The organism is Acaryochloris sp. 'Moss Beach' (genome assembly GCF_021497025.1).
Taxonomy (GTDB): Bacteria; Cyanobacteriota; Cyanobacteriia; order Thermosynechococcales; family Thermosynechococcaceae; genus Acaryochloris; species Acaryochloris marina_A.
Window position 1 is genome coordinate 3,568,221 of the sequence record NZ_CP071717.1, and the last position, 23,311, is coordinate 3,591,531.

The window sequence follows — 23,311 nt, forward strand, 5'->3', positions numbered from 1 at the left end:
GAAAGCGGCAGTATCTGCGTTTCTTCCCCATGAACCAACCTTTATACCCCTAACCACCCCTTACATCGTGAATCCTATTCTTCTGATTGCGGCTATCCTCGTTTCTTGGTTGGTCTTTACCTGGCTGTTACGGGTGGTTAAAACCACCCTCAAAACAGCCTTTTTGTTGGCTCTGATTGTTTTGGGCTTGCAGGTGGTCGTGGGGATTGGTCCCGATCAGGTTCTCCAAGCGGTTCTGGATCTTCCCAGAGTGATTCAAGAGCTACTGAGTGGTCAATCCTAATGAGCCAAAACATACTCTGAGAGGGAAAACCTTTCCTAATCAGGGTGGCTTCCAACCCATTCCTATCCACGAGAACTTTTTACACTGGGATTAATCGTGCACGTCTGTGGAGGCCAGCGATGAAGCAATTCAAAACGGCCAGTTTGTTGAGTTAACCAGTCCCCTTCTAACCGAGATCAAATCGGAGTGGTTTAGACCCTTTGCCACTCCGACGAGATGTCTTATTGAGGCCCCAAGCCTACTGCTCCAGCATAGGAAGCTTGATTCCCAAGTGCATCCTCGATACGTAGCAGGCGATTGTACTTCGCTACTCGTTCACTGCGGCAGAGAGATCCTGTTTTAATTTGACCTGCTCGGGTTGCAACAGCAAGATCTGCAATCGTAGTATCTTCCGTCTCACCGGATCGATGACTAATAATGGAAGTAAAGGAATTGCGTTTGGCTAGATCAATCGTTTCTAGGGTTTCTGTCAAGGTACCGATTTGATTCAGCTTAATCAAAATAGAATTGGCAGATTGTTGTTCAATTCCTTTTTGTAACCGTATGGGGTTCGTTACAAATAGGTCATCCCCTACTAGCTGTACTCGATCCCCTAGCTGGGCGGTTAAATTTCCCCAACTCTCCCAATCTTCTTCATGGAGGGGATCTTCAATGGATACAATCGGATATTTACTAGCTAAGCCATCTAAATAATCGATTAGTTCTTTGGGAGAATGAGCCGCACCGTCATAGGTATACTGTCCATCCTTATAGAATTCGCTAGCTGCGACATCTAAAGCCAAGCTAATTTGATCCCCTGGCTGATAACCAGCCTTCTCAATGGCTTCTACCAGTAACTCTAACGCTGCTTGGTTAGAGGCTAGATTGGGCGCATAGCCCCCTTCATCACCCACGCCAGTTAAGAGGTTTTGAGCTGCCAACACTTGGCTTAAAGATGTAAAGACTTCTGCACCCCAGCGCAATGCTTCCTTAAATGAAGCCGCACCGTGGGGGACAATCATAAATTCTTGAATGTCAACGTTGTTATTGGCATGAGCCCCACCGTTGATCACATTCATTAAGGGGACAGGCAATAGATTTGCTAAAGGGCCACCCAAGTAACGATAAAGCTCTAAATTCAGCACCTCAGAAGCTGCTTTAGCTGTGGCGAGGGATACGGCTAAGAGCGCATTGGCACCGAGTTTAGATTTATTAGTCGAGCCATCCAGCTCAATCATCGTTTGATCGATATCAGCTTGATCAAGCGCATTTAATCCTATGAGCTCTGGCTGAATTTCATCTTTAATGTTGGCAACGGCAGTGAGTACCCCTTTGCCGCCATAGCGCTGGGCATCTCCATCTCTCAATTCGTGGGCTTCAAAACTACCTGTGGAAGCACCACTTGGCACTTGGGCTAACCCAAAAGCCCCACAACTTAATATGACCTCGGCTTCCACCGTCGGGCGACCGCGTGAGTCTAGAATTTCACGCGCCTCAATGGCAGCGATTTCAGTTTCGTGCATGCGTTATGTTTCCAACAACCTACAAAATAATCTGGTGTGCTTGACCGTATCGTCAAGGCTATAGAATGCATCTGACTGTAACAGCGGCGTTGATGCAACGATTGTCTTCTTTAAGACATACTAGGTGCGATCGCGTCAGAATGTAACTACTGTGATGACCACCGCTCGAATTTACTAACTCTTACATAAATAGTCTTATGAGAATTCTCCATACCATGCTTAGAGTGGCAAACCTTGATGCTTCTCTAGCATTCTACTGTGATGTCCTGGGCATGAAGCTACTTCGCCGGAAAGATTACCCTAACGGAGAGTTTACCCTGGCCTTTGTGGGGTACGGAGATGAGGCAGATAATACGGTGTTGGAACTTACTTATAACTGGGGCGTATCTGAATACACCTTAGGAGATGCCTATGGCCATATTGCCATTGGTGTTGATGACATCTACGGTGCCTGCAACGAAATCACGACTCGTGGCGGCAGTGTGACTAGAGAACCTGGCCCTATGAAACATGGCTCTACAGTGATTGCCTTTGTAGAGGATCCCGACCACTATAAAGTGGAGCTGATTCAACTCAATTCTCGATCTTCTTGATGTTCTCGCTTCGATCAGTACATTTGCATAAGGGTTGAATTTTTTGAACGATGGGCTTTAATATCCTTTCGCAGCTTAGATATCGTCGTTTGCAGTATGCGAAAGTTGCAACCCTAGCGACTTTAAATATCTAATGGCTGGCTCTAAACCTAATGGGTAGATATCAGATTGGGGAAATGCTTGCTTGATTGCCAGAACTATCTCGATACCTGAGGATTAAGCACTTATCCTGAGACCAGATTTAGTGTGTTTAATTACCAGTTAAGCAGAGGAAATTGAAGTATATGCCAATACAGAAATCGACTACGATCCCTTGGCTTGCCCCTCTAAAGTAGAGTATCTTTCGTACATGAAGGAATGTATACAGTAAAGTTTATTTCAACTTTCAAAAACATTTCCCTCTAGAATAATGCGACGAAAAATTTTTCATCGTATTTGGTGTGAAGCATTACGTTATCGTGTTTGGTCTTTTTCTAGATCCAAACGCATGTGAGTGAGGAGTAAAACCATGAAAAAAGTATATCTATTAGCTGGAAGCCTGAGTCTGCTCGGTCTTTCTGCCCTACCTGCAAAGGCTGTCAGCACCAGCGAACAGCTTCCTGTAGAAGCCCAATCTGTTGAAGTAGCACCTGTTGCTGCGCAAGATGAATTGTTGCTTGCTGATCAGTCTCTCAGCGAAACAGTTTCTGTTAACGACTTGATGTCCGAGACTAAAGAAGACTCTGTGGGTCAGGTGACTTCAGTTTCTCAGCTATCTGATGTTCAGCCTGATGACTGGGCTTTCCAAGCGATTCAATCTTTGGTTGAGCGCTATGGTTGCGTCGCCGGTTACCCTAATGGCACATTCCGCCCCAGCCGAGCCATGTCTCGTCGTGAAGCCGCTGCTTTGGTTAACGCTTGTTTAGATAACCTCAGCAACCGCTTCGCCACTAAAGAAGATTTAGATGCCCTCAAGGCTCTACAAGATGAATTTGCTGCTGAACTCGCTACCCTTAGAGGGCGTGTTGACGGTTTAGAAGCTCGCGTTGCTACTGTTGAAGCCCAGCAGTTCTCCACCACCACCAAACTACAAGGTGAAGTGGTCATGGCTGCCCAGTTTGGCGACTTCGTCAACAACCCAACAGATACTGTTGTTGATCCTGCAAATGGCGTAATCAACGCAGGCGGACCTGATAGCCGCGTTTCTGCAATTTCCCGAGTACGCTTGAACTTCAACACTAGCTTCTCTGGAGATGACTTATTAGCCACCCAATTAGAAGTTGGCAATAATGGTCAAGATTTCTTCGGTAACGCTTTGGGTGCTCAAGATCCTGGTCCCGGCTTGGGAACTTTGACAGGTTCTGGTGTACCTCTAGTTGATTTGGGTGCTGCTGACTATGCAGGTGTAGGTAATACCGTCACATTGCGTCGTTTAGCTTACACCTTCAAGCCCGGCGAAAACTTAGCTGTTACCGTTGGTACCAACATCTTCCCTAGCGATTTTGTTGACTTCAACAGCTACGCCAACAACTCCGCTCAAGACTTCAGCTCTGGCTTCTTCATCAACAACCCCTTAATCATCACCAACGCAGTTGATCTAAACGGTGGTGCGGGTGCAGCCTTTGATTGGAATCCTAATGCTGGTTCAATCAGTGTTCGTGGTGTGTATGTTGCTGCTGCTGGTAACGTCGCAACTTCTGCTGCCAATGGTGGTTTAGGTGGCGATCCTCACCAAGGAACTGTTGAACTTGAATATGCCAACACCTTTGGTGCAGACGATCAAAACAACTTTGCAATTCGTTTGCAAGGTACCTACGCTGAGACTTTCAACATCGAACAGAAAGTTTTAGGTGTCAATGCTGAAGCTTCTTTCGGTAATATCGGCGTCTTTGGTCGCTACGGTATCTCCTTTGATCCCAGCAACCAGACCGTGAACCCCAGTGTTGATGTGTTTGGTGCTGCTCCTGCTATTGCACCCACAATTGGGACCGCAGGTGGTTCTAACACCATTCAGACTTGGATGGCTGGCGTTGGCTATAAGGATGCCCTCGTTCCTGGCTCCTTGTTTGCAGTTGCTGCTGGTATGCCTTACTTGGTTACCGGTACTCCTGGATCCAATGACCAGATCAACTTGGAAGCCTTCTACCGGTTCCCAGTTAATGACAACATCACCATTACTCCTGCTGTGATGTACATCATTAATCCTTTGGGTACTGTCAATGGCCTCTCCGCTGCAGGTGCTGGCAACGATAACGACATCATCCAAGGTTTAATCCGAGCAACCTTCTCGTTCTAAACCTTTCGTTAGACATAAGCCTTTTCTAGGCTGAAATAAGGCAGTGTGTTATGCACACTGCCTTATTTCTTGTCTTTTTATCTGTGATGAATATAGAGAACTTCTGCGGAGTGGCCTATCTGACCTGTTAGTTCGAGGCCTGGTCTATCATTTGCGCTGCCCTTAATTGACCACAGGCAGCATCTTTGTCTAAACCGCGGGATCGTCGAATACTGGCCGTAATATGTTGGCTTTGTAAGCTGTTCAGAAACTGTTGAAGTTGCTGTTGGGTTGGGCGTTGATAGTCAACTTCAGAGATAGGGTTGTAAGGGATTAAGTTCACATGGCTTTGAAAGCCTCGTAAATGATCGGCTAACTCTAGGGCATGCTCAGTTTGGTCGTTCACACCTGCTAATACGATGTACTCAAAGGTGACACGGCGACCGGTCTGGGTAACGTAAGTACGACAATCTTTCAGAAGCTTCTCCAGGGGATAATTCTTTGCACTTGGAACAAGCTGTGTGCGAACTCTCTGATTGGAAGCATGTAAGCTCACCGCTAAAGTAATCTGAAGCTGTTGCTGACCCAGTTTGAGAATTTGCTTCGGAATGCCGACGGTGGAAACCGTTAGGGATCGTTGACCAATCCCCACATCTTGATTGAGGGATCGTACGGCTGCGAGCACTTGGTCTAGATTAAGCAGCGGTTCCCCCATACCCATAAACACAACATTGCCAACCCGCTGTTGAAAATCTTCCTGGACGGTTAAGACTTGATCAACGATTTCATGACAGGCGAGGTTGCGTTGATATTGACCTTTGCCAGTGGCACAAAAGTCGCAGCCCATAGGACAGCCGACTTGGGAGGAAACACATACTGTTAGGCGTTTTTGGGTGGGGATGCCAACCGTTTCAATAATCTGTCCATCTGCGAGTTTGAGTAAATACTTAACGGTTCCGTCTTGTGCTGCAGAGCGATGATGAATCTGAGATCGACCCACCGGTATATCTGCAATTTCAGTCCGCCATTGTTTCGGTAGAACAGTGATTTCGCTGAGGGAGTGTACACCTTTCTGGTAAATCCATTGATGTACTTGTTGACCTCGGTAGGCTGGCTGCTGATAGGTTTGAGCCCAATCGGTTAACTGCGCTTTAGAAGCACCTAGAAGGGGTGGAATAGATTCTACAGAAAGTTGATCAAGCATGATGGTTATTGAAGGTCTGAGATAAAACGGTGAAAAATGCCCAGTTAGGGTGGCACTAGCAGGAGTTGGAAGAATGGAAAATATAATATAAAGCTTGATGTGTTACCCTTCAAAAGCTTATACTGAAAAGTCTGACAAATTTCACGTAATAAAAACTAAGAGGAAGTGATATGTCGCGATATCGAGGCCCTCGCCTCAGAGTAGTGCGTCGTTTAGGAGAATTACCGGGTTTATCCCGTAAGACTCCTCGTCGGGCCTATCCCCCTGGGCAACATGGCCAAGCACGCAAGAAGCGTTCTGAATATGCAACCCAGCTTGAAGAAAAGCAAAAATTACGATTTAATTATGGCCTTTCTGAACGGCAGTTATTGCGTTATGTGCGCAAGGCTCGTCGTGCCGGAGGTTCTACAGGTCAAACCCTGTTGCAATTGCTGGAAATGCGCTTAGATAACACGATCTTTCGCTTAGGGATGGCACCGACTATTCCTGCGGCTAGACAGTTGGTGAATCATGGTCATTTGTTGGTGAATGGCCGGGTGGTTTCGATTGCCAGTTATCAGTGTCGTCCAGGTGATGTCATTCAGGCCCGAGATCGAGATGCTTCCCGGAAGTTGATTGAAACCCATATGCAATTCCCAGGCTTAGCCAATATCCCGACTCACCTAGACTTTGATAAAAATACATTGACCGGTAAAGTCAATGGCGTCATTGAGCGAGAGTGGATTGCGCTAGAAATTAACGAACTACTTGTGGTGGAATATTACTCGCGGAAAGGCTAACTCGCGGCAACCTTCCCAGTTTTTCTACTGTGGCAATAATTTACGAATTAACTCCCAAATCCGTCAGTTTGGGAGTTTTTTTTGTAGGCGTTTTTCAAGGATCAGCTCTGCGATCGCAAGATCGGCTGGTGTAGTCACTTTTAAGTTGGTCTCTTCTCCCAAAACGATATGGACAGGGAGAGCTAACTTCTCAAACAAAGCTGCATCGTCCGTGACTTCCCATCCTTGCTGCCGACCTTGTTCATGGCACTGTTTGAGAGGGGCCACTTGAAACCCTTGAGGGGTTTGGGCTGCCCACAATTGGGATCGATCAGGGGTATCTAGAATTTGATGCGTAGCATCCACCACTTTAATGGTGTCCTTGACAGGGACAGCGGCAACAAAGCCTTGATATTTTTGGAGGGATTGAGAGCAACGGTCGAGCAACTCTGGTGTGGCCAGGCAACGGGCACCATCGTGGATGAGCACCTGCTCTGCTTCAGGAGGGAGTGCCTGGAGACCGTTATAGACTGATTCTTGACGAGTCTTGCCGCCTTCAATAAATACAGTGGGTTTACTCAACTGCAGGGACTGTAAAAGTTCTGTCCAGGTCGGTTCATCGTCTAATTGACCGACAATGCCAATCCAGGTAATGGAAGAGGCAGACTCAGCAGCAAGCAGTGTCCAAGCTAACAGGGGCTTACCCAGCAACATCAACCGCAACTTATTGCGATCGCTGCCCATGCGCCGTCCCATGCCTGCTGCTGGAATTAGTAAATGCATTGATAACCATAAACTGCCACCGTCCCCTATCCTATCTTGACCTGAGACTGTAATTTAGAAGACTTATTGAGTTCTAAGGCGGATTGATTACAAGCGTTGAGCATTCCCCTACAATGGGTGGCGGTAAACGTAGACTTCATCCATTACGGCTGTTCTAAATAATGACCCGCGTATTAGCATTAATTCCTGGCGATGTTGGTCGGCAACTATTGTTCTTCCCAACCTTAGAAACGCTTCACCGCCATTATTCTCAGGTTGAGATCGATGTCATTGTGGAACCTCGAGCCAAGCAGGCTTTTCGGCTCTGTCGAACGGTTGATAATGTCTTGACCTTTCAGTTTGAGAATCGGAATGGAGCCGCCGATTGGGGCAATCTAATCGGACAAATGCGGGACCGTCGTTATGATGCCAGCATTACCATCAGTCGCGAGTGGACTGCGGGACTGCTCTGTTGGTTAGTCGGTATTCCCCAGCGAGTTGGCTATGAAAATCTGGGGCTGCCTGCTTGGGTCCGATTTGCACGGAAACGGTTTCCCACCCTCGGTGGAACCGTAGCCGATCTATCCGGTGCCTGTTTAACTGCCGCTGTCCCCCCGAATGCCCGCCCCTATGATGCCCAACGCTACCATGACTTGCTGTTGGGATTAGGGATTGATACGCCTTGTCCAGATATCTCAATTCAGATTCCCCTAGACGATCAGAACTGGGCAAAAGCTGAGCAAGAACGATTGGGCATTGCTGGAAAATCTTACATTACCCTCCATGGTGGGACTGGAGCCGAGAACTCTGATGATGAACCCTCTCAGTTTTATCCCATTCGGAGTTGGGAATCTGTTATTGGAGGTTACTTAGAACGGCAGCCGGATACGCCTCTAATTGTGGTGCAAACGGCCGAAAATAAAGATTGGGTTGCTTCCCTGGTTGCCGTCTGTCCTCAACTTCAGATTGTGACTCCTCAGCATGTGGGTCAACTGGCTGCCTTTATCGATGCAGGGCATTTAATGATTTGTGCGGACCGGGCTCCCCTGCATTTAGGTGTTGCCGTCAAAACTCGCCTGGTTGCCCTATTTGGAGCCCTAGAACCCACCCGGCATTTACCGGCAGCCACCCATTTTGCTGGCCTCAAGTCTTTAACGAGCAAAGTGGCAGATATTCCGCCGATTCAAGTTCTTGAAAAGGTTTGGGAAGTCAGCTAGACGCTGCATGAGCACGATTCAATTTTAAAAACGGAGAGGGAGGGATTCGAACCCTCGTTAAAGTTACCCCTAAACAGCATTTCCAGTGCTGCGCCTTCAACCACTCGGCCACCTCTCCAGGTGGATTAGTTTTATCCAGTACAAGTAAGCTATGTTAACAGAATCTGAACCCGGATGAAACGGTATGGAAAAATTTACGATACATATTCGCGATCGCCATAGCGGAAACGACTATTCAGTCTTAGTTCCTGCCAACCATTACATCCTTGAGAGTGTAGAGCAACAAGGCCAGCGTTTACCCTTCGCTTGTCGGAATGGAGCTTGTACGACCTGTGCAGTGAGAGTCATCTCTGGCGACATCTATCAGCCGGAAGCTATGGGGCTGTCTCTAGAACTACAAAAGCAAGGATATGCCTTACTATGTGTGAGCTATCCCCAAAGCGATTTAGTGGTAGAAACCCAGGACGAAGACGAAGTGTATGAACTACAGTTCGGTCAGTATTTTGGTAAAGGTAAGGTCCGTGCTGGCTTGCCCTTAGATGAAGAATAAATGATGACGACAACCGACTTAAACGTCTATCTAGATATTGCGACGGAAGCCGCTTTAGCCGGTGGTGGTGTCCTACAGCAATTTTGGGGCAAGTTAGAGAATATTCAAGAAAAGCGACCGGGGGATTTGGTAACAGAGGCTGACCAAGCGGCTGAGAAAGCTGTTTTAGAAGTGATTGGCCGCCATTTCCCAGACCATCAAATCCTTGCAGAAGAGTCGGGGCAACAAGGAAATCAGGACAGTGATTATTTATGGGCGATCGATCCGTTAGATGGCACCACCAACTATGCCCACCAATATCCATTCGCCGCGACGTCCATTGCTTTAATTGTTCAGGGTGTCCCCACTGTGGGTGTGGTGTATGATCCCTTCCATCGGGAGTTGTTTCGAGCTGCAACGGGTTTAGGAGCGACTCGTAATCGTCAACCCATCCAAGTCTCTCCTACGCAAACCTTGGCTAGTAGCCTATTGGTCACAGGGTTTGCCTATGACCGTCGAGAAACGAATGATAATAACTATGCAGAATTTTGCCACTTAACTCATCTCACCCAGGGTGTTCGTCGGGGTGGTTCAGCCTCTATTGATTTGGCCTATGTTGCCTGCGGTCGGTTAGATGGATATTGGGAACGGGGTTTGTCTCCTTGGGATATTGCAGCGGGTATTGTCCTGGTGCAGGAAGCGGGCGGTACCGTCACTGCCTATGACCAAAGTCCTCAACAATTAGCCTCAGGGCGTTTACTGGCCACCAATGGTCATATTCATGCTGCCCTCAGTCACGAACTTTTAAAAATTCAACCATTGGATTGGTCTCCCCCAACAATCCCTGCTTCTAGATAAAATTTTCTATGTTGAATTAAGGTGCTGGATTGTCCCGAACCGACTAGACTAGCACTAGGGGATTACCTAACACACTCAACTTCGGAAGCACTTACATGTCATTTGAGATGAAGCATGGTCTTGCTATTTTCGATTGTCCGGATCACTATGCCAGCTTGGGTCTGAGCATTGGCGCATCTAAAGGTGAGATTCGCAAGCGCTACTTCAAAATTGCTCGCAGCTTGCATCCTGATAGCTGTCCAGCTGAAATGGATAAAGCACAAGCGAGTCGCATGCTCTCAAAGTTAGTGAATCCTGCTTATGAAGTCCTCTCCCAAGACAAAGACTTTGAAGAATATAAGGTGTTACTCCGATTAGTCGGGCAGCGGGCTAATCGTGAAGTGAATCCCAGTTCGATGCAAACACCGGGTGCCCAGGAACTATTAACTGCCAATTCTTTTGAGGAACATTACCAAGAACAGGTCAAACACTTAGCCCAAAACCAATTTGAGACTTTGGAGGGGATATTAGCGGTTGTTAGCCAACTCAGTGAGCTTAACCTAGCCTATTTAATTCGGCGGGAAGGGACCCAGCAATCAGGAGCTGCTCCCATGCAGGCTAGAGCGGCTCAGGCACAGCCGAAAGCGGCGGCAACACCAGAAACATCTGTGTCTGCTTCGCCTGCAGAGCAGCAATCTCCTCCCCAAGAAGCGGCGACCTCACAGTTTGTTAATGACTATTGCCGACGGGCGGAAGAACTGATTCAGAAAAACCGTTTGAATGACGCTATTGTAGAGCTGCGAGATGCTCTCAAACTTGAACCCAAAAACAGTCGCTGTCATACTTTAATGGGTTCTATCTACCTCCAGAAAAAATCTCTCAAAATGGCCAAAGTGCATTTTACCCAAGCTTTAAATAGTGATCCGCAGAATGCTGAAGCCATCAAAGGAAAGCAAAAATTGGAGAAGCTAGAAAAGAAATTGCAGCCCGCTACAACAAAACAGGCAGCTAAGCAGCCAGAGCGTAAGAAGGGGTTGTTTGGTTTGTTCGGTGGTAAGAAATAGTTGGTGACCATGTATCAACCTCCTGCGGGTGCCCGAGACCTACTGCCCTTAGATGTGGCTCAAAAATGTTGGATTGAGCAGCGTCTGCTGCAAGTATTCCAGCGTTGGGGATATCACCGCATTATTACTCCTACTTTAGAGCGGCTAGATACCTTGTTAGCTGGGGGAGCAGTGGACCCCCAAACTGTGATCCAAGTTTGGGATGCTGAAGAAGGGGTCTTAGGGCTTAGGCCCGAGTTAACGGCCTCCATTGCTCGTGCCGCTGTGACTCGAATGGAAGGGGAGACTCATCCTCAGCGACTCTATTACAACGACAATATTTTTCGGCAACAGCCGGGTCATGCGAGTAGTCAGCATGAGTTTTACCAAGCAGGAGTAGAGCTACTGGGGAGTAGCGGGTTATTGGCAGATGCTGAGATTCTTCTGCTCTTCGCTGACTGCCTCATAGAACTAGGTGTTCAGAACTGGCATGTCCTTTTGGGGGAAGCAGATTTAACCCGATCCCTGCTTCGTCCTTTTCCTGAAGCTGTGCGGGGAGATGTGCGCCGAGCCATTGCCCAACTCGATCGAGTGGGCCTGGCTAATTTACCCTTGAGTTCAGAACTCAAAGAACATGCTCTGTTTTTACTGGATTTACGGGGTGAACCGGCTCAGGTGCTGCAAAAGGTGTCCCAGTTACCCCTTGAACCACCCCAGCATGAGGCGGTCACCAACCTCAAGTCGTTGGTAGAAGTATTGTCGAAGCAACCCTCACTGACCTTAGATCTGAGTCTTATTCAGACCTTTGATTACTACACGGGTATCGTGTTTGAAATCATCAGTGATGTAGAATCGGGCCAACGTTTACTAGGGCAGGGTGGACGATACGATACGCTACTGGGCTTATACCATCCGCAGAATGAAATGCTCCCTGGGATTGGTTTCTCTTTTAATGTGGAACATTTGCATCAGGTATTATTGACCCTTGGCAAGTTGCCTAAGCAGACCCCTGCGTCACATTGGCTGGTGGTGGCAGAAACAGAATCTGCGATCGCAGCTGCGTTTGACCATGCCCATCAGCTGCGTCAGCAAAATGCCCAACCCCCACTCACTAGAGTTGAAGTGGAGCTGTCCCAAAAGTCTCCCGATGTCATTCGAACCACTGCTCGTCAACAGCGAATTGGGCAAATTGCTTGGGTCAATGCCCAAGGGTCTGTCACAATTGAATCGCTAGCGTAATTCCCTTAAAAATTGCGATAGTCGTTATTCCATCGAGATTTATTTCATGCTCACGGTTGCCTTACCTAAAGGAGCGTTACTGAAAGATAGTATTCGCCTCCTCAAATCTGTTGGTTTGGATTTCAGTGCCTTCTTGGATTCTGGGAATCGCCAACTGCAAATTCAGGACCCAACGCAAACGGCTCAAGGGTTATTGGTCAGGGCCCAAGATGTCCCTGTGTACGTAGAGTATGGACAGGCTCAAATCGGAATTGTCGGATTTGATGTCTTACAAGAAAAGAAACCCCAGGTTGCTCAGTTTGCAGACCTAGGATTTGGTCATTGCCGGATGTCCGTGGCCGTCCCCAGCCAAAGCTCCTACCGTTCAGCGATGGAACTCCCCCCGAATTGTCGGGTGGCGTCCAAATTTGTCCACTGTGCCCATGACTTTTTCAGCCAGATCGATTTGCCCGTGGAAATTATTCCGCTCTATGGTTCTGTAGAATTGGGGCCGATTACAGGGATGTCTGAAGCGATTGTTGACCTAGTGTCTACCGGACGAACCTTGAAAGAGAATGGGTTGATTGAGCTGGACTGTTTGTATGAAAGTACGGCCCGTCTGATTGCCCATCCCTTGAGCTATCGGCTCAATCAGTATAATCTCCAGCATTGGCTAGATGAGATCACTAAAACCAGCCAGCCCCTTGCGGCTAGCGCTTCCTAGCGAATGAAGTTAACATTTTAAGGAATCGCAACGGCAGGATCAAAACGATAGCTTTGTAAAATTTCTCGGAAGGTGGATCGGACTTGATCAAAATCGGATTGCAACACCAAAATACTGACGACAGAGATGGTATCCCCGCTCTGTTCTGTATAGGTTGCCCCCCAATACCTGATCATTGCGAGTTGAGAACTCCCACCCCAACTCCACAACACCACTGTCTTGAACTTTGGGTTGTCCTACCTTGAAACCAGTTTCTTTTCCGAAGGCATTGGTAATAAAACGACGAGATAAATCCCCCAGTTCTTCTTGGCTGAGTCGTCGGGATTTAAATAGATCGACCACAATACTGCTGTCGGTCTCGCTATCCGTCCACCGCAGGATGACTTCCCCTGCTTTACTGGTATCTTTGCGGCGCCAGGTGCGTGGGGTTTTGATCTGAAATAACCCTGATGAATGCTCGTAGGTGACCAAATCGGCCATCTTGTCACCAAAGGACTCTCCCCGTGAGCCAGGGGAGGAGTCAGTGCTATCCTGATCCGAGTTGGATTTAGTAGAATCACTCTGGGAAACGGTCGGTTCTTTGCTTAAGCCCAGAAAGTTGCTGACATAGGGCCAAGCCAGCGCTCCACCCCCAATCACTAATACACCCGCAATAATCCACACCCACACCTTGGGGCCTTGATCGCCAGCAGGGGGGTGGAGCTTGATAGTAAGGGGTTGGGCTGGGAGACGGATAAGGGGGGTGGGGCTGCCGGTGCAGGGGAGCTGACGGTGGTCGGGGGGCACGCTACCGGGTTGATTGACTTCTGTTGGAGGAATGCCGCCATCACCACTGACTCGAGCATTAAGGACAACTCGCCCTAAGGAGACGGTGCTGGCGGTCCCTAAGGGAACTTCACCAGTGGTGATGGGTTGGCCATTGACGATGGGCGGGTTGGTATCCCGAAGCGATCGCAAATAGAATACTTGGCTCCCGGCATGGTAATAAACCTCGGCCTGTAGTCCCGACACGCTGCTATCCGATAGAACGACATCGCATTTTTTGAGGATCCCGACCAATCCGGACGGTGCCAGGATTCTTGCTGGGTTGGTTTGGTTGAATTTGTTCCGAACGAGAGACGCCTCCCTCGACCCACTCCAACGTTAACTCAGTCACGGTTAGTCCTTTTTCTACTCATTGATCGATAAAAGCCGTTACGGTAGCTTTGCCTGGGATAATAGGCTTGGCAGACGTGCTCTCAGCATACCCAAGTAGGGTGAATCGTAATCGACTATTTAGCCTACACCATTATTAAAAGAATCTAGGTGTTTGTTAGCTCTCGAAGCAATTTTGTTACCGTGCTCACAGAGCCTACTAGATACATTTTCTCTCCGCTAATTCAACAGCTATGAAACTTCGCAATACAACCAGCACAAACTTCAATTGGAACGTCATCTTTACCGTAAGCCTGGCCAGTCTATTGGCTGCTTGTTCGTCCACCCTAAACACTGGCAAGCTGGAAGATGAGATCCAAAAAGGGATTGAAGAGCAAACCGACATCAATGTGTCGTCAATTTCTTGTCCCAAAGACGTTGAGCTGGAAGAAGGAGATATCTTCGATTGCGATGTAGAGGCATCAGACGATACTCAATTTACCGTAACCGTTACCCAAAAAGATGATGAAGGTAATGTGACCTGGAAGCAGAATCCAGTGTCTACCGCTAGCAATAATAATGACAATACAGGTTCCAGCAATGACTCCCCCGGTGATTTGATTCCTACGGAGGATCCTCCGAGTCCTGAACCAGAGCCAGAGCCTACCCCCGAAGCGGTTGATCCGAATGCACCTCGTATCGATGGCAGCATTGTCGAAAGCACTATCAAAGAGCAGTTTGCGGACCAAGCTGGAATTCCGGTCCGCTCGGTAGATTGTCCTCAAAATGTGGCGATTAAGGTCGGTAGTAAATTTAACTGTACCGTCAAGGCTGCTAATGGCAAGACCATTGAAGCCATAGCAACCCAAACCAATGAGCAGGGTGGATTTTCTTGGAATGCTACCAGTGGTTTGATTTCCTACGATAAAGTTGAAGGCTTAATCAAAACAGGGCTACAAAACCAAGAGAGCTTAACCGTCACCCCCAACTGTGGAACGCCTCAAACACGCTATATCATTGCCTATTCTGGAGAGAAGTTTAGCTGTTCAGCAACCGATTCTAAGGGCCGCAAGATTCCGATTAGCGTCGCGGTTCAAAGCGATGATGGTCAAGTTGTTGTCAACTGGAAGTTATAGTCAGCGTCCCTAGATTAGGGACGCATCACAAGGGCTAGATTAATTTGGCTCAGCCCAGCATTGTCCAGCGAGGGATGAGCCAAACTTCTCGTCATCGGATGCTAAGACGATGCCGCCAGCCTTACCGGGTACTAGCTCTATCGCCTCTACTTTATTGAAAGGGAATCGATAGAGCGGGGTTAGGGTAGATTTGTCTCGCTGTTGAGATGCTGCCTGGGCTTGATGAAAAGGGAAGCTTCCCATCCCATAGACAGCAGATTGAAATGGACCTTTATCACCTGGATCACTAGCAGCAGTGATGTAGAGTAATCCATCTGGCGCAATTTTTAAATCAGATATGTGGCGCACGTTTTGCTGAGGCCATGGCACCTGAAAGGCCATTGACCCATTGACCTTTATCTTGGCCTGATCAGGAAAATACTGACCCCAAAAAAGCACAGCGGGGTCGGTGTCTTGGCCTCGATGGGCCCAAACAGCAATCAACTGATCATCAATCTGTTGTAGCGCAAACCCTTCGATATTGCTTAGCTTAGTACCTGGAGGAATTTGTGCCGTATGTAATACTTTGACAGCATTGGTTTCCAGATCCAGCTGCAGATGGTAAACCACTCCCAAGCTAGTGACCGCTAAAAATTCGGTCTGGGTGTTAGGTACGAGGGTTAACGCTTCCAGGTCAAGGGGAAGGGACGATTGGGTAGGCCATGCCAGAGACTGATAGGTGATAGAACCTTGGGAGGGAACGCCTAGGATAGCTAGCCGAGGCTGATCTTTATCTCCCTTGTTATCGTGAACAGCCAAAAACTGACATAGTTGCGCCTGCTGTTGGATCAAGGCCAGGCCACTAATTCCTTTTCGCTTTCCAGGTTGAACAGGCCGCCAGGTTGGGTTTGCAGTAGCTGTCCATCCCCATAGGCTGCTCAGCCCCATCACTAGTAGACTGGCGAATACCTTTTTCCCTTTATTCATGCTTTTGTCGCTTTTACAGCGCCTTTAGGACCATAGTCATGAGGCTATTACTTGGACGTTCCGTCAGGGCTTTGTTTGGGGGCTGTAGTATCAGCAGAATCTTCTGCAGCTTCAGAGCTGGGAGTATCGGATTCAGGGGTAGGGGCACTATCAGCAGGTGCTGCGGGAGTGCCTGCCGGAGCTTCTCCTCCTGGGAATTGTCCGCCCATAAATCCTCCCAAGAGAGAGCCAGACTTCATCAGTTTCTGAACGGCAGCTAAATCAATTTTCAAGGTTTGAGTGGGATAAGCCTCTAGAAAACTGAGAATTCCTAATCCCTCTTTTGAGGAGGCGGCACCAATCAGAGCACTTCTAAGGGCCAGTTTCTCAACTCCACCGGGAAGAGAGGTTGCCCCGGCAATTTGGGAGAGCAGTTGATCGCCTTGGGGAGAGCGCAAGATCTTATCCAGTACCACTACATCTAAAGGCACTTTAAACTTGAGGCCACCTAATAAAGAAGCCTGTTCCTGTTGACCCACAACACTCAACACAGAGGCAAGATCAGGAGGAGCACTCCCAGTCTCCAATAATTGACGGAGGTCGGAGACGGCGATGGATCGGCCAAAAGGACCATAGCTGACCGTAATTTTTTCGGCTGCACGACTGGCAGCACAATTCACCCCTACTAGCATCAAAGCGCTAGAGAAGGCACAGAGTAAACGGCGAGAATAACTCATAAAGGCTGATTTCCTTTGATGGGAGAGGAGTATATCTAAATCAAGTCGTTCAGTCGATGGATTCATCCAGGACTGCCCTTTCTGCATGGTCAAGTATGCAGGAAGGAATCGATTCGGTCAACGGCTGTGATCAGCGTGTCAGGATCTTGGACTAAGGCAAAGCGCACATACCCTTCGCCGGCTGGACCAAAGCCCGCTCCTGGTGACGCGGCGACCCCCGTTTGCAGAACTAACTGCTTACAGAATTCGACTGATTGCTGCTGCCAAGGTTCCGGTAAAGGTGCCCAAATGTACATAGTGGCAGTGGGGTTGGGAACGACCCAACCCATCTTGCCCAATGCGTTGACGAAAACATCTCGACGCTGTTGAAAGATAGCCAAGGTCTTTTGCAGATCAGAATCACCGGTGTTTAAGGCTGTAATGGCACCATTTAAGATGCCCTGATATTGGTTGAAATCAACAATGGCTTTAATTTTGCGCAAGCTCGTAATAAGGTCAGCATTGCCCACGGCAAACCCAATGCGGAATCCGCCCATATTGTAAGACTTGGAAAAGGTGAAAAATTCTATAGAACAACGCCGATCAAGATCTGCTTGGAGGATCGACGGCATCTTTTGATCCGAGAAGACAAAGTCAACGTAGGGGAAGTCGTGAACCAGAACTAAGTCATGGCCTTGGCAAAATTGGACGGCCTCTTGGAAGAAAGACAGGGGTGCGATCGCAGTGGTGGGATTGTGAGGATAACTCAAGACCATCATCCGCGCTTTCTGCAGTACCTTAGCTGGAATCTCGCTAAAAACTGGAAGAAACTGATTTTCAGCCAGCAGAGGCATACCATATATTTCCCCTCCTGCTAAATAGACACCGCCTGAGTGAGAGGGATAGCCCGGATCTTGTAATAGGGCAATATCGCCGGGATTGAGGATGGCTAGGGGTAAATGAGCCGTCCCTTCTTGGGACCCAATTAAGGGCAATACTTCAGTTTCAGGATCGATGGATAGCCCAAATCGCTGCTCGTACCAGGCTGCGACCGCTTCTCGAAAGGAGCGAGTGCCATGAAAGAGCAGATATCCATGGGTAGAAGGATCCTGTAAAGATTGGCTAATCGTCTCCAAAATCGGCGCAGTAACAGGCAAGTCTGAAGACCCTAATGACAAATCGATCAAAGATTGATCTGCATCAAGGGCTTGGCGCTTGGCCTGATCCATGTCCGCAAAGACATTGGCTTGGAATCGTTGAATGCGATCGGCAAATTTCATCCGCTAAAACATTGCAGATCTAAGACAACCTTAGATCTGCCCAGAATGGGGTTAACTGATGACTAGCTTCTGGTGTGATCGGTTAGTAGGTGAAGCAAGCTCTCTAATCCAGTCGATTACGAGAACCTAAGCGCCCACTAGAAGCCGTTCGTCATTCGCTCAGTCTATTGAGTATCAGCCCAGTCTACAAGCCCTGATTTAAATTTGATCCAACTTGTTGCGTAGCTCTTCTAGTTCTGAATCCACTGGTGTTTGCTGTTGAGGGGTATCCGCTGGCTCAGTTGTGGCAGCGGGCAAGGCCTCTGGTGCAGCAGGCGTCCCTTCTAAAGCAGGAGGCTCGGCGAGTTGAGCCTTCAACATCGCCAATTCGGAATCCACATCGCTACCCGCTTCTAAACTGGCAAACTGACTATCTAAGGTATCTCCTGCTAGTTCAGCAATAGCATCAGACTGGGCTTCCATTTCCATGACTTTCTCTTCCATACGCTCAAAAGCACCAATCGCTCCCGATGTATCGACTCTACCCATGGCTTTGTTGATCTGCTCACTCGCTTTGGCCGCACGGGCACGAGCTTTGAGCATCTCTTTCTTGGTTTTTGCTTCAGCAATCTTACTTTCTAAAGCAGTCATGTTTCGCTTCAGGGTCCCCACTTGATTGGTGGATTGATCAAGCTGGGATTTGAGGCTATTGGCCGTGTCTGTAAAGGATTGCTTGCGAGATAGAGCTTCGCGAGCTAAATTCTCATCGCCTTTTTGGAGTGCAAGCTGGGCACGACGATACCATTCGGAAGACTGAGTTTGGGCCTGATTATATTGCTGTTCAACCCGCTTTTGGGCTGCGATGGACTGGGCAACAGCTTGGCGCAATTGCACTAAGTCTTCTCGCATATCCTCAACGGTTTGTTCCAGAATTTTTTCTGGATCTTCGGCAGAGCTGACAACTGCATTGAGGTTTGAACGAACAACCCGACTAACGCGGTCAAATAATCCCATGACTCGGTTTTTCCTTAAAACAATAAACTTCTATGACAATCCTTGGTTTTAGACTAGCGAAGCTTGAGATTAGTGAAGAGATCTATCCCAAGACTGTTGCCTGTTTGAGTGGATCGATCTACTTTTTACATGGTACTTGGCTTCCTTGTTCATTGAGGCGAAATCAACAGGCTTGTTATAAATCCAAACGAGTTTGCCTGGATGAATCAGTCTAAGTTTACCCACTTCAGATGCTCACCAAAGCAATATTGGATAAGAAACTCGGTCATCCCTTCACTACTACCAGTAGAAAGGCCAAATTTTTTAGATGGATCGCTATCTGCATTCTAACAATCTCATTTTGAATAACGGTTTAAGTCGAAACCAATACTACTATCGCAACGAATCGCAATCCGCATGGGCACTAACCCTGAAAAGGTTTGGAGTGCTAGGCTTGGGCTATTGAAACGCCAGAAAGATAAGCCGAGGCTTCTTCCCTTGGTGTCTTTGAACTGCCTCTGATATCTTGAATATTTTCGATACGTGACTTTGTATAGATTGATAGAGCTAAATGGATCAAGCTTTTGAAACGATTGCCCAATCAATAACTGGGCATCTAATCGCCTATGGTCAACTCCTGGACCAAGGTAAAACGCAACGGGTTACAGTCTCTCTCAATACCACTCCTCTAAACTGGCATCAGGCTATTGAACATTGGCAACAGGATGCCGAATTTCGATCGCTGATCTCTCAGATTTTACGAGACAGCCCCTACGCTGCTTTCTTTTGGGAAACGCCACCTCTAATGCCTGATAGTCTCCATCGGCCTTGGGAATTTGTTTTGGTGAATGCTCCACGTTTGGCCAAGGTATCGCCTAACCCCCAACCTTTTGCCCAGTATCTAGAAAGAGGAGATGAGCCTATTCAGGTGTTTGCCAACTTAGGAGGGGATGCGATGTTGCTTGCACCCCGTGCGCTTGGCCCTTTGTCGACTTATGCACATTTAGCAAACTTTGTTCGTCAGGCTCCACCAGTGCAAGTAGATATCTTGTGGCAAATTTTAGGGGATACCCTGCAAAAACTAATAAGTGATGAACTTAATCCTCGTACCGCTCCTCTATGGGTGAGTACGTCTGGTCTTGGTGTTTACTGGCTGCATCTGCGGCTAGATGATTTCCCCAAATACTATACCCACCGTCCCTACCGCACTACTTAAAGAAGCATGGCATCTGACTGGATTAAGGCATGCCCAAGCGATAGGTCTAGAAAAAACTGCTCAAGCCCATTGCCGGAAAAACGAATGATCTTCCCAAGTGGCTTGAGTTCGTTTTTCAATGTTGGCAAGGGTGGCAGCATCTAATTCTTGAAATGCTTGTGCGGTTTGTACATTGGCTGTCAGTTGTTCTACCGTCTCTGCCGCGATGATACAGGTATGCACGCCGGGTTGGGATAAAGAATAACCCATAGCTTCTGACATGCCTGACAGCACCCCAGGACGCAATAACTTGCCGTAGGCGGGGACTTTCATGGCAATCACCCCCACCTGCTGCTGACGAGCGACGGGTAACACGGACGAAATAAAGGGGCGTGGATGGTGAACATCGGCGGCGTTAATAGGAATTAAGGTGGTATCAAATGGGTAGCGGTTTAAACCTTCGATGATGATTTGGGGTTCATGGTGGCCTGTAATGCCCGTAAACTTGATGATGCCTTGGGCCTTGGCTTCTTCCATTGCCTTGATGGCACCATTTGAGCTAAATATGGTTTCAATCTCGTCGGTAAAGGAAACATGGTGCAGTTGCCACAGATCTAAGTAATCGGTGTTGAGACGTTTGAGGGACCGTTCTAATTCTCGCCATGCGCCATCACGATCGCGTTTAGCCGTCTTACTCGCTAAAAAAATCTGAGAACGGTATTGCGGTAGAACTTTTCCTAAATAATCCTCACTAGGACCGTAACTAGCTGCCGTATCAAAATAGCGAATCCCCAAGTTCCAAGCCTGCTGAATCATTTCCACAGACTCCTTTTCAGCACCGGTTTGAGATAGCGGTGTTTGGCCTGCTCCTCCTAGACCTAAAATAGGCAAGTTTATACCTGTTTTCCCTAAAACTTTTTTAGGTAGGGATGAATTTTTAGGTGAGGATAATGGAGTGACCGAGGCGGAGCGGCGATCTTTATGCAGTAATATACTGCCCAGTAAGCCGCCTGTAGCCGCAAGGCTACTGAGTAGAAAGGTGCGTCGTTGAGATTTTGGGCTCATCGTTCTCTCCTATTGTTAGGAGCTACCGATCTACCACAGGAATATAGGGTTGATCGTGCTGTCCCATATAGATTTGGGAGGGACGGTAGATCCGGTTGGTATCGAGTTGTTCTTTCCAGTGGGCCAGCCAGCCAGCGACCCGAGCAATGGCAAAAAGAGATGTAAAGGTATCGGCAGGAAACCCCAGCTGTCTAAAGATTAACCCAGAATAGAATTCCACATTGGCATGAATTTGACGATCGCCCAGTCTTTCTAACACCGCTTTTTCTAAAGTTAGGGCAATACCGTAGTAGCGATCACATCCATAGTTCTCCGACAACTGTTCGGCCAAACCTTGCATAATTCGGGCACGCGGATCTTTGACCTTATAAATGCGATGCCCGAACCCCATAATCCGCTGACCTTGGGCTAATTTCTGATCCAGATAGGGTTTCACATTCTCCACGGAACCAATATCTGTGAGCATCTGCATCACTTCTTCGTTAGCGCCGCCATGTAGCCGCCCGCCCAAGGTACCCATGGCTGAGGCTACAACTGCATAGGGATCCGTTAGCGTTGATGCCGTGACCCGTGCCGAGAACGTCGAAGCATTCATCGTATGTTCGGCATGGAGAATCAAACATTGATCAAAAATATGTGCTTTCTGCGCATCGGGTTCTTGTTCACTCAGTAGGTATAAGAAATTCGCTGCATAGTTGAGATCATCACGGGGTCGGAGGGGATCATTGCCCTTCCGAATATGTTCAAAGGCCGCTACAGCTGTAGGGATCTTTGCCAAGAGCCTCACCACCGCCCTCCGAATATAGGCCGGATCATTGAAAGCCCGTCGAGAATGGTACAGCCCCAACGCTGCCACTGTGGCCTGTACGGCATCCAAGGGATGACCCCGTTCAGGAAAGCATTTCATCATATCCACCAGACGGTACTTGATGCGGCGATGGTGGATGACCTCATAATGAAATAGGTCAAAATCTTCAGGTGTGGGCAGATGGCCCCAAATTAACAAGAATGCTGTTTCCAGAAAATTGCTGCGTTCAGCTAGCTCAGTGATAGCAATGCCCCGATATTCGAGTTGGCCCGCTTGCCCATCCACATAGCTAATTCGAGACTGGGCGGCTGGAATTCCACCCAAGCCAGGCACATAATCGCATGTTGTCATCTGCTTTGCTCCGATGGGGATTGCTCAAGCCCACTGCCATTATCGAGATTTGCTCCCCAGACATCAATGGGTAGGTCATCTCTTAACGAATTGATCACCAAAAACCGGCCGATATCAAACCAGGGGAAGTACGGCACAATTATTACGAATATGATATTCAGGGCGGATGATGGGAATCGAACCCACGAATGGTGGAACCACAATCCACTGCCGTAACCACTTGGCTACACCCGCCATTGCGTACTTGAATATAGCATTTAGACCTGGGATTGATCTAGGTGTATGGGCAATAGATAGAAAACTTCCTAAGTAGAGGAGGGCCAAAATGGCATATCGCAAGGTTTTACTCAAGCCAATCTACCTGATGCTTTTGACGGGAGTCTTTACTTCTAGGCTCTCTATGGCTATAGCCTGTAAGCCCGTCTATAGATCTATTTACGACTGGTGCATCCATAAAAATAAATTATCAGGAACCACCCGCAATCTGATTGAGACCCTCTTGTTGAAGGCTGAGACTAATGACTGTACCCTAGCTCAGCAAAGGTTAAGTCAGATGACCTATCTCAACCTTGATGCCACACCGCTCAGCGATCCGAATCGAGTAACTGCGGGACCCATTTCAGATTTAAGGCCGTTATCAACCTTGACACAGCTCAAAGGTCTGAACCTTTATCATCAGCAATTGACAGATTTACGACCGCTGGCTTCGTTAGTGAATTTGGGCTATATCAATTTGCAAGGGACAGGAATAACGAATATAGAACTATTATCGGCCTGACTGCCTG

General features: G+C 48.0%; 24 protein-coding genes and 2 tRNA genes. 13 read left to right on the plus strand and 13 right to left on the minus strand.

The genetic code is table 11. The annotated features are described in order from the left end of the window. Positions 1–67: 67 nt before the first annotated feature. Positions 68–283: a hypothetical protein gene (locus tag HRE53_RS16835; protein ID WP_212664465.1), complete on the plus strand. Its 216-nt coding sequence runs from the start codon at positions 68–70 to the stop codon at positions 281–283. Between the two features lie 221 nt (positions 284–504). Here the strand turns inward: HRE53_RS16835 and eno are convergent, their stop codons facing one another. Beyond that, complete coding sequence (gene eno, locus HRE53_RS16840; protein ID WP_212664466.1) at positions 505–1,785, minus strand: phosphopyruvate hydratase; 1,281 nt, start codon at positions 1,783–1,785, stop codon at positions 505–507. 197 nt (positions 1,786–1,982) lie between these two features. Between eno and gloA the strand changes: the two genes are divergently transcribed. After that, positions 1,983–2,378 (plus strand): lactoylglutathione lyase, encoded by a 396-nt coding sequence (gloA, locus tag HRE53_RS16845; RefSeq protein WP_212664467.1) that lies wholly within the window; start codon positions 1,983–1,985, stop codon positions 2,376–2,378. A 508-nt stretch (positions 2,379–2,886) separates the two neighbouring features. Beyond that, positions 2,887–4,653: an iron uptake porin gene (locus tag HRE53_RS16850; RefSeq protein WP_212664468.1), complete on the plus strand. Its 1,767-nt coding sequence runs from the start codon at positions 2,887–2,889 to the stop codon at positions 4,651–4,653. A gap of 127 nt (positions 4,654–4,780) precedes the next feature. Here HRE53_RS16850 and rlmN read toward each other — a convergent pair whose 3' ends face one another. Next, entirely contained in the window at positions 4,781–5,836 is a 1,056-nt protein-coding gene (gene rlmN, locus HRE53_RS16855) for a 23S rRNA (adenine(2503)-C(2))-methyltransferase RlmN (protein ID WP_235107274.1), read from the minus strand. Positions 5,837–6,006: 170 nt separating this feature from the next. Between rlmN and rpsD the strand changes: the two genes are divergently transcribed. Beyond that, complete coding sequence (gene rpsD, locus HRE53_RS16860; protein ID WP_212664470.1) at positions 6,007–6,615, plus strand: 30S ribosomal protein S4; 609 nt, start codon at positions 6,007–6,009, stop codon at positions 6,613–6,615. A 63-nt stretch (positions 6,616–6,678) separates the two neighbouring features. On the opposite strand, the gene ispD is transcribed toward rpsD, so the two are convergent. Further along, positions 6,679–7,377: a 2-C-methyl-D-erythritol 4-phosphate cytidylyltransferase gene (gene ispD / locus HRE53_RS16865; RefSeq protein ID WP_212664471.1), complete on the minus strand. Its 699-nt coding sequence runs from the start codon at positions 7,375–7,377 to the stop codon at positions 6,679–6,681. Positions 7,378–7,538: 161 nt separating this feature from the next. Here ispD and HRE53_RS16870 point away from each other — a divergent pair, with 161 nt between their 5' ends. Continuing rightward, positions 7,539–8,573, plus strand: a complete 1,035-nt coding sequence (locus HRE53_RS16870; RefSeq protein WP_235107275.1) for a glycosyltransferase family 9 protein — start codon at positions 7,539–7,541, stop codon at positions 8,571–8,573. Between the two features lie 31 nt (positions 8,574–8,604). On the opposite strand, the gene HRE53_RS16875 is transcribed toward HRE53_RS16870, so the two are convergent. Continuing rightward, positions 8,605–8,691 (minus strand) — tRNA-Ser (locus tag HRE53_RS16875). A gap of 66 nt (positions 8,692–8,757) precedes the next feature. On the opposite strand from HRE53_RS16875, the gene HRE53_RS16880 reads away from it, so the two are divergent. The 5 genes from HRE53_RS16880 to hisG all read left to right on the plus strand — a co-directional run bounded on the left by HRE53_RS16880 (position 8,758) and on the right by hisG (position 12,924). Then, positions 8,758–9,123: a 2Fe-2S iron-sulfur cluster-binding protein gene (locus tag HRE53_RS16880; protein WP_212664473.1), complete on the plus strand. Its 366-nt coding sequence runs from the start codon at positions 8,758–8,760 to the stop codon at positions 9,121–9,123. 3 nt (positions 9,124–9,126) lie between these two features. After that, complete coding sequence (locus HRE53_RS16885) at positions 9,127–9,960, plus strand: inositol monophosphatase family protein (protein ID WP_235111153.1); 834 nt, start codon at positions 9,127–9,129, stop codon at positions 9,958–9,960. A gap of 95 nt (positions 9,961–10,055) precedes the next feature. Further along, a complete protein-coding gene (locus tag HRE53_RS16890) occupies positions 10,056–11,003 on the plus strand; it encodes a DnaJ domain-containing protein (protein ID WP_212664474.1) in 948 nt (315 codons plus the stop codon). A gap of 9 nt (positions 11,004–11,012) precedes the next feature. Next, on the plus strand, positions 11,013–12,221 hold the full coding sequence (locus tag HRE53_RS16895; RefSeq protein WP_235107276.1) for an ATP phosphoribosyltransferase regulatory subunit: 1,209 nt from the start codon (positions 11,013–11,015) through the stop codon (positions 12,219–12,221). 46 nt (positions 12,222–12,267) lie between these two features. Then, the gene (gene hisG, locus HRE53_RS16900; protein ID WP_212664476.1) at positions 12,268–12,924 is read left to right on the plus strand and encodes an ATP phosphoribosyltransferase; all 657 of its coding nucleotides are present in this window, start codon (positions 12,268–12,270) and stop codon (positions 12,922–12,924) included. A gap of 87 nt (positions 12,925–13,011) precedes the next feature. Here the strand turns inward: hisG and HRE53_RS16905 are convergent, their stop codons facing one another. Beyond that, positions 13,012–13,935: an FHA domain-containing protein gene (locus tag HRE53_RS16905; protein ID WP_235107277.1), complete on the minus strand. Its 924-nt coding sequence runs from the start codon at positions 13,933–13,935 to the stop codon at positions 13,012–13,014. Positions 13,936–13,939: 4 nt separating this feature from the next. Continuing rightward, positions 13,940–14,080, minus strand: coding sequence for a hypothetical protein (locus tag HRE53_RS16910; RefSeq protein ID WP_235107278.1), 141 nt, complete (start codon positions 14,078–14,080; stop codon positions 13,940–13,942). Between the two features lie 232 nt (positions 14,081–14,312). Here HRE53_RS16910 and HRE53_RS16915 point away from each other — a divergent pair, with 232 nt between their 5' ends. Next, the gene (locus tag HRE53_RS16915) at positions 14,313–15,194 is read left to right on the plus strand and encodes a DUF4333 domain-containing protein (protein WP_235107279.1); all 882 of its coding nucleotides are present in this window, start codon (positions 14,313–14,315) and stop codon (positions 15,192–15,194) included. A gap of 39 nt (positions 15,195–15,233) precedes the next feature. Here the strand turns inward: HRE53_RS16915 and HRE53_RS16920 are convergent, their stop codons facing one another. The 4 genes from HRE53_RS16920 to HRE53_RS16935 form a co-directional block, all read right to left on the minus strand. Then, positions 15,234–16,160: a hypothetical protein gene (locus tag HRE53_RS16920; protein ID WP_235107280.1), complete on the minus strand. Its 927-nt coding sequence runs from the start codon at positions 16,158–16,160 to the stop codon at positions 15,234–15,236. Positions 16,161–16,207: 47 nt separating this feature from the next. Beyond that, a complete protein-coding gene (locus tag HRE53_RS16925) occupies positions 16,208–16,876 on the minus strand; it encodes an alpha/beta hydrolase (protein WP_235107281.1) in 669 nt (222 codons plus the stop codon). A gap of 89 nt (positions 16,877–16,965) precedes the next feature. Further along, a complete protein-coding gene (locus tag HRE53_RS16930; protein ID WP_235107282.1) occupies positions 16,966–18,135 on the minus strand; it encodes an LL-diaminopimelate aminotransferase in 1,170 nt (389 codons plus the stop codon). A 198-nt stretch (positions 18,136–18,333) separates the two neighbouring features. Next, positions 18,334–19,128: a PspA/IM30 family protein gene (locus HRE53_RS16935; protein ID WP_235107283.1), complete on the minus strand. Its 795-nt coding sequence runs from the start codon at positions 19,126–19,128 to the stop codon at positions 18,334–18,336. Positions 19,129–19,678: 550 nt separating this feature from the next. On the opposite strand from HRE53_RS16935, the gene HRE53_RS16940 reads away from it, so the two are divergent. Continuing rightward, positions 19,679–20,323 carry a DUF6940 family protein gene (locus HRE53_RS16940; RefSeq protein WP_235107284.1) on the plus strand — a complete coding sequence of 215 codons (645 nt, stop codon included), beginning with the start codon at positions 19,679–19,681 and terminating at the stop codon, positions 20,321–20,323. 60 nt (positions 20,324–20,383) lie between these two features. On the opposite strand, the gene HRE53_RS16945 is transcribed toward HRE53_RS16940, so the two are convergent. From HRE53_RS16945 to HRE53_RS16955, 3 genes are all read right to left on the minus strand, one after another. After that, positions 20,384–21,367 carry an aldo/keto reductase gene (locus HRE53_RS16945; protein ID WP_212664484.1) on the minus strand — a complete coding sequence of 328 codons (984 nt, stop codon included), beginning with the start codon at positions 21,365–21,367 and terminating at the stop codon, positions 20,384–20,386. Between the two features lie 22 nt (positions 21,368–21,389). After that, entirely contained in the window at positions 21,390–22,526 is a 1,137-nt protein-coding gene (locus HRE53_RS16950; protein ID WP_212664485.1) for a citrate synthase, read from the minus strand. A gap of 161 nt (positions 22,527–22,687) precedes the next feature. Further along, positions 22,688–22,760, minus strand: a tRNA-His gene (locus HRE53_RS16955). 91 nt (positions 22,761–22,851) lie between these two features. On the opposite strand from HRE53_RS16955, the gene HRE53_RS16960 reads away from it, so the two are divergent. Continuing rightward, on the plus strand, positions 22,852–23,304 hold the full coding sequence (locus tag HRE53_RS16960; protein ID WP_235107285.1) for a hypothetical protein: 453 nt from the start codon (positions 22,852–22,854) through the stop codon (positions 23,302–23,304). Positions 23,305–23,311: the final 7 nt, after the last annotated feature.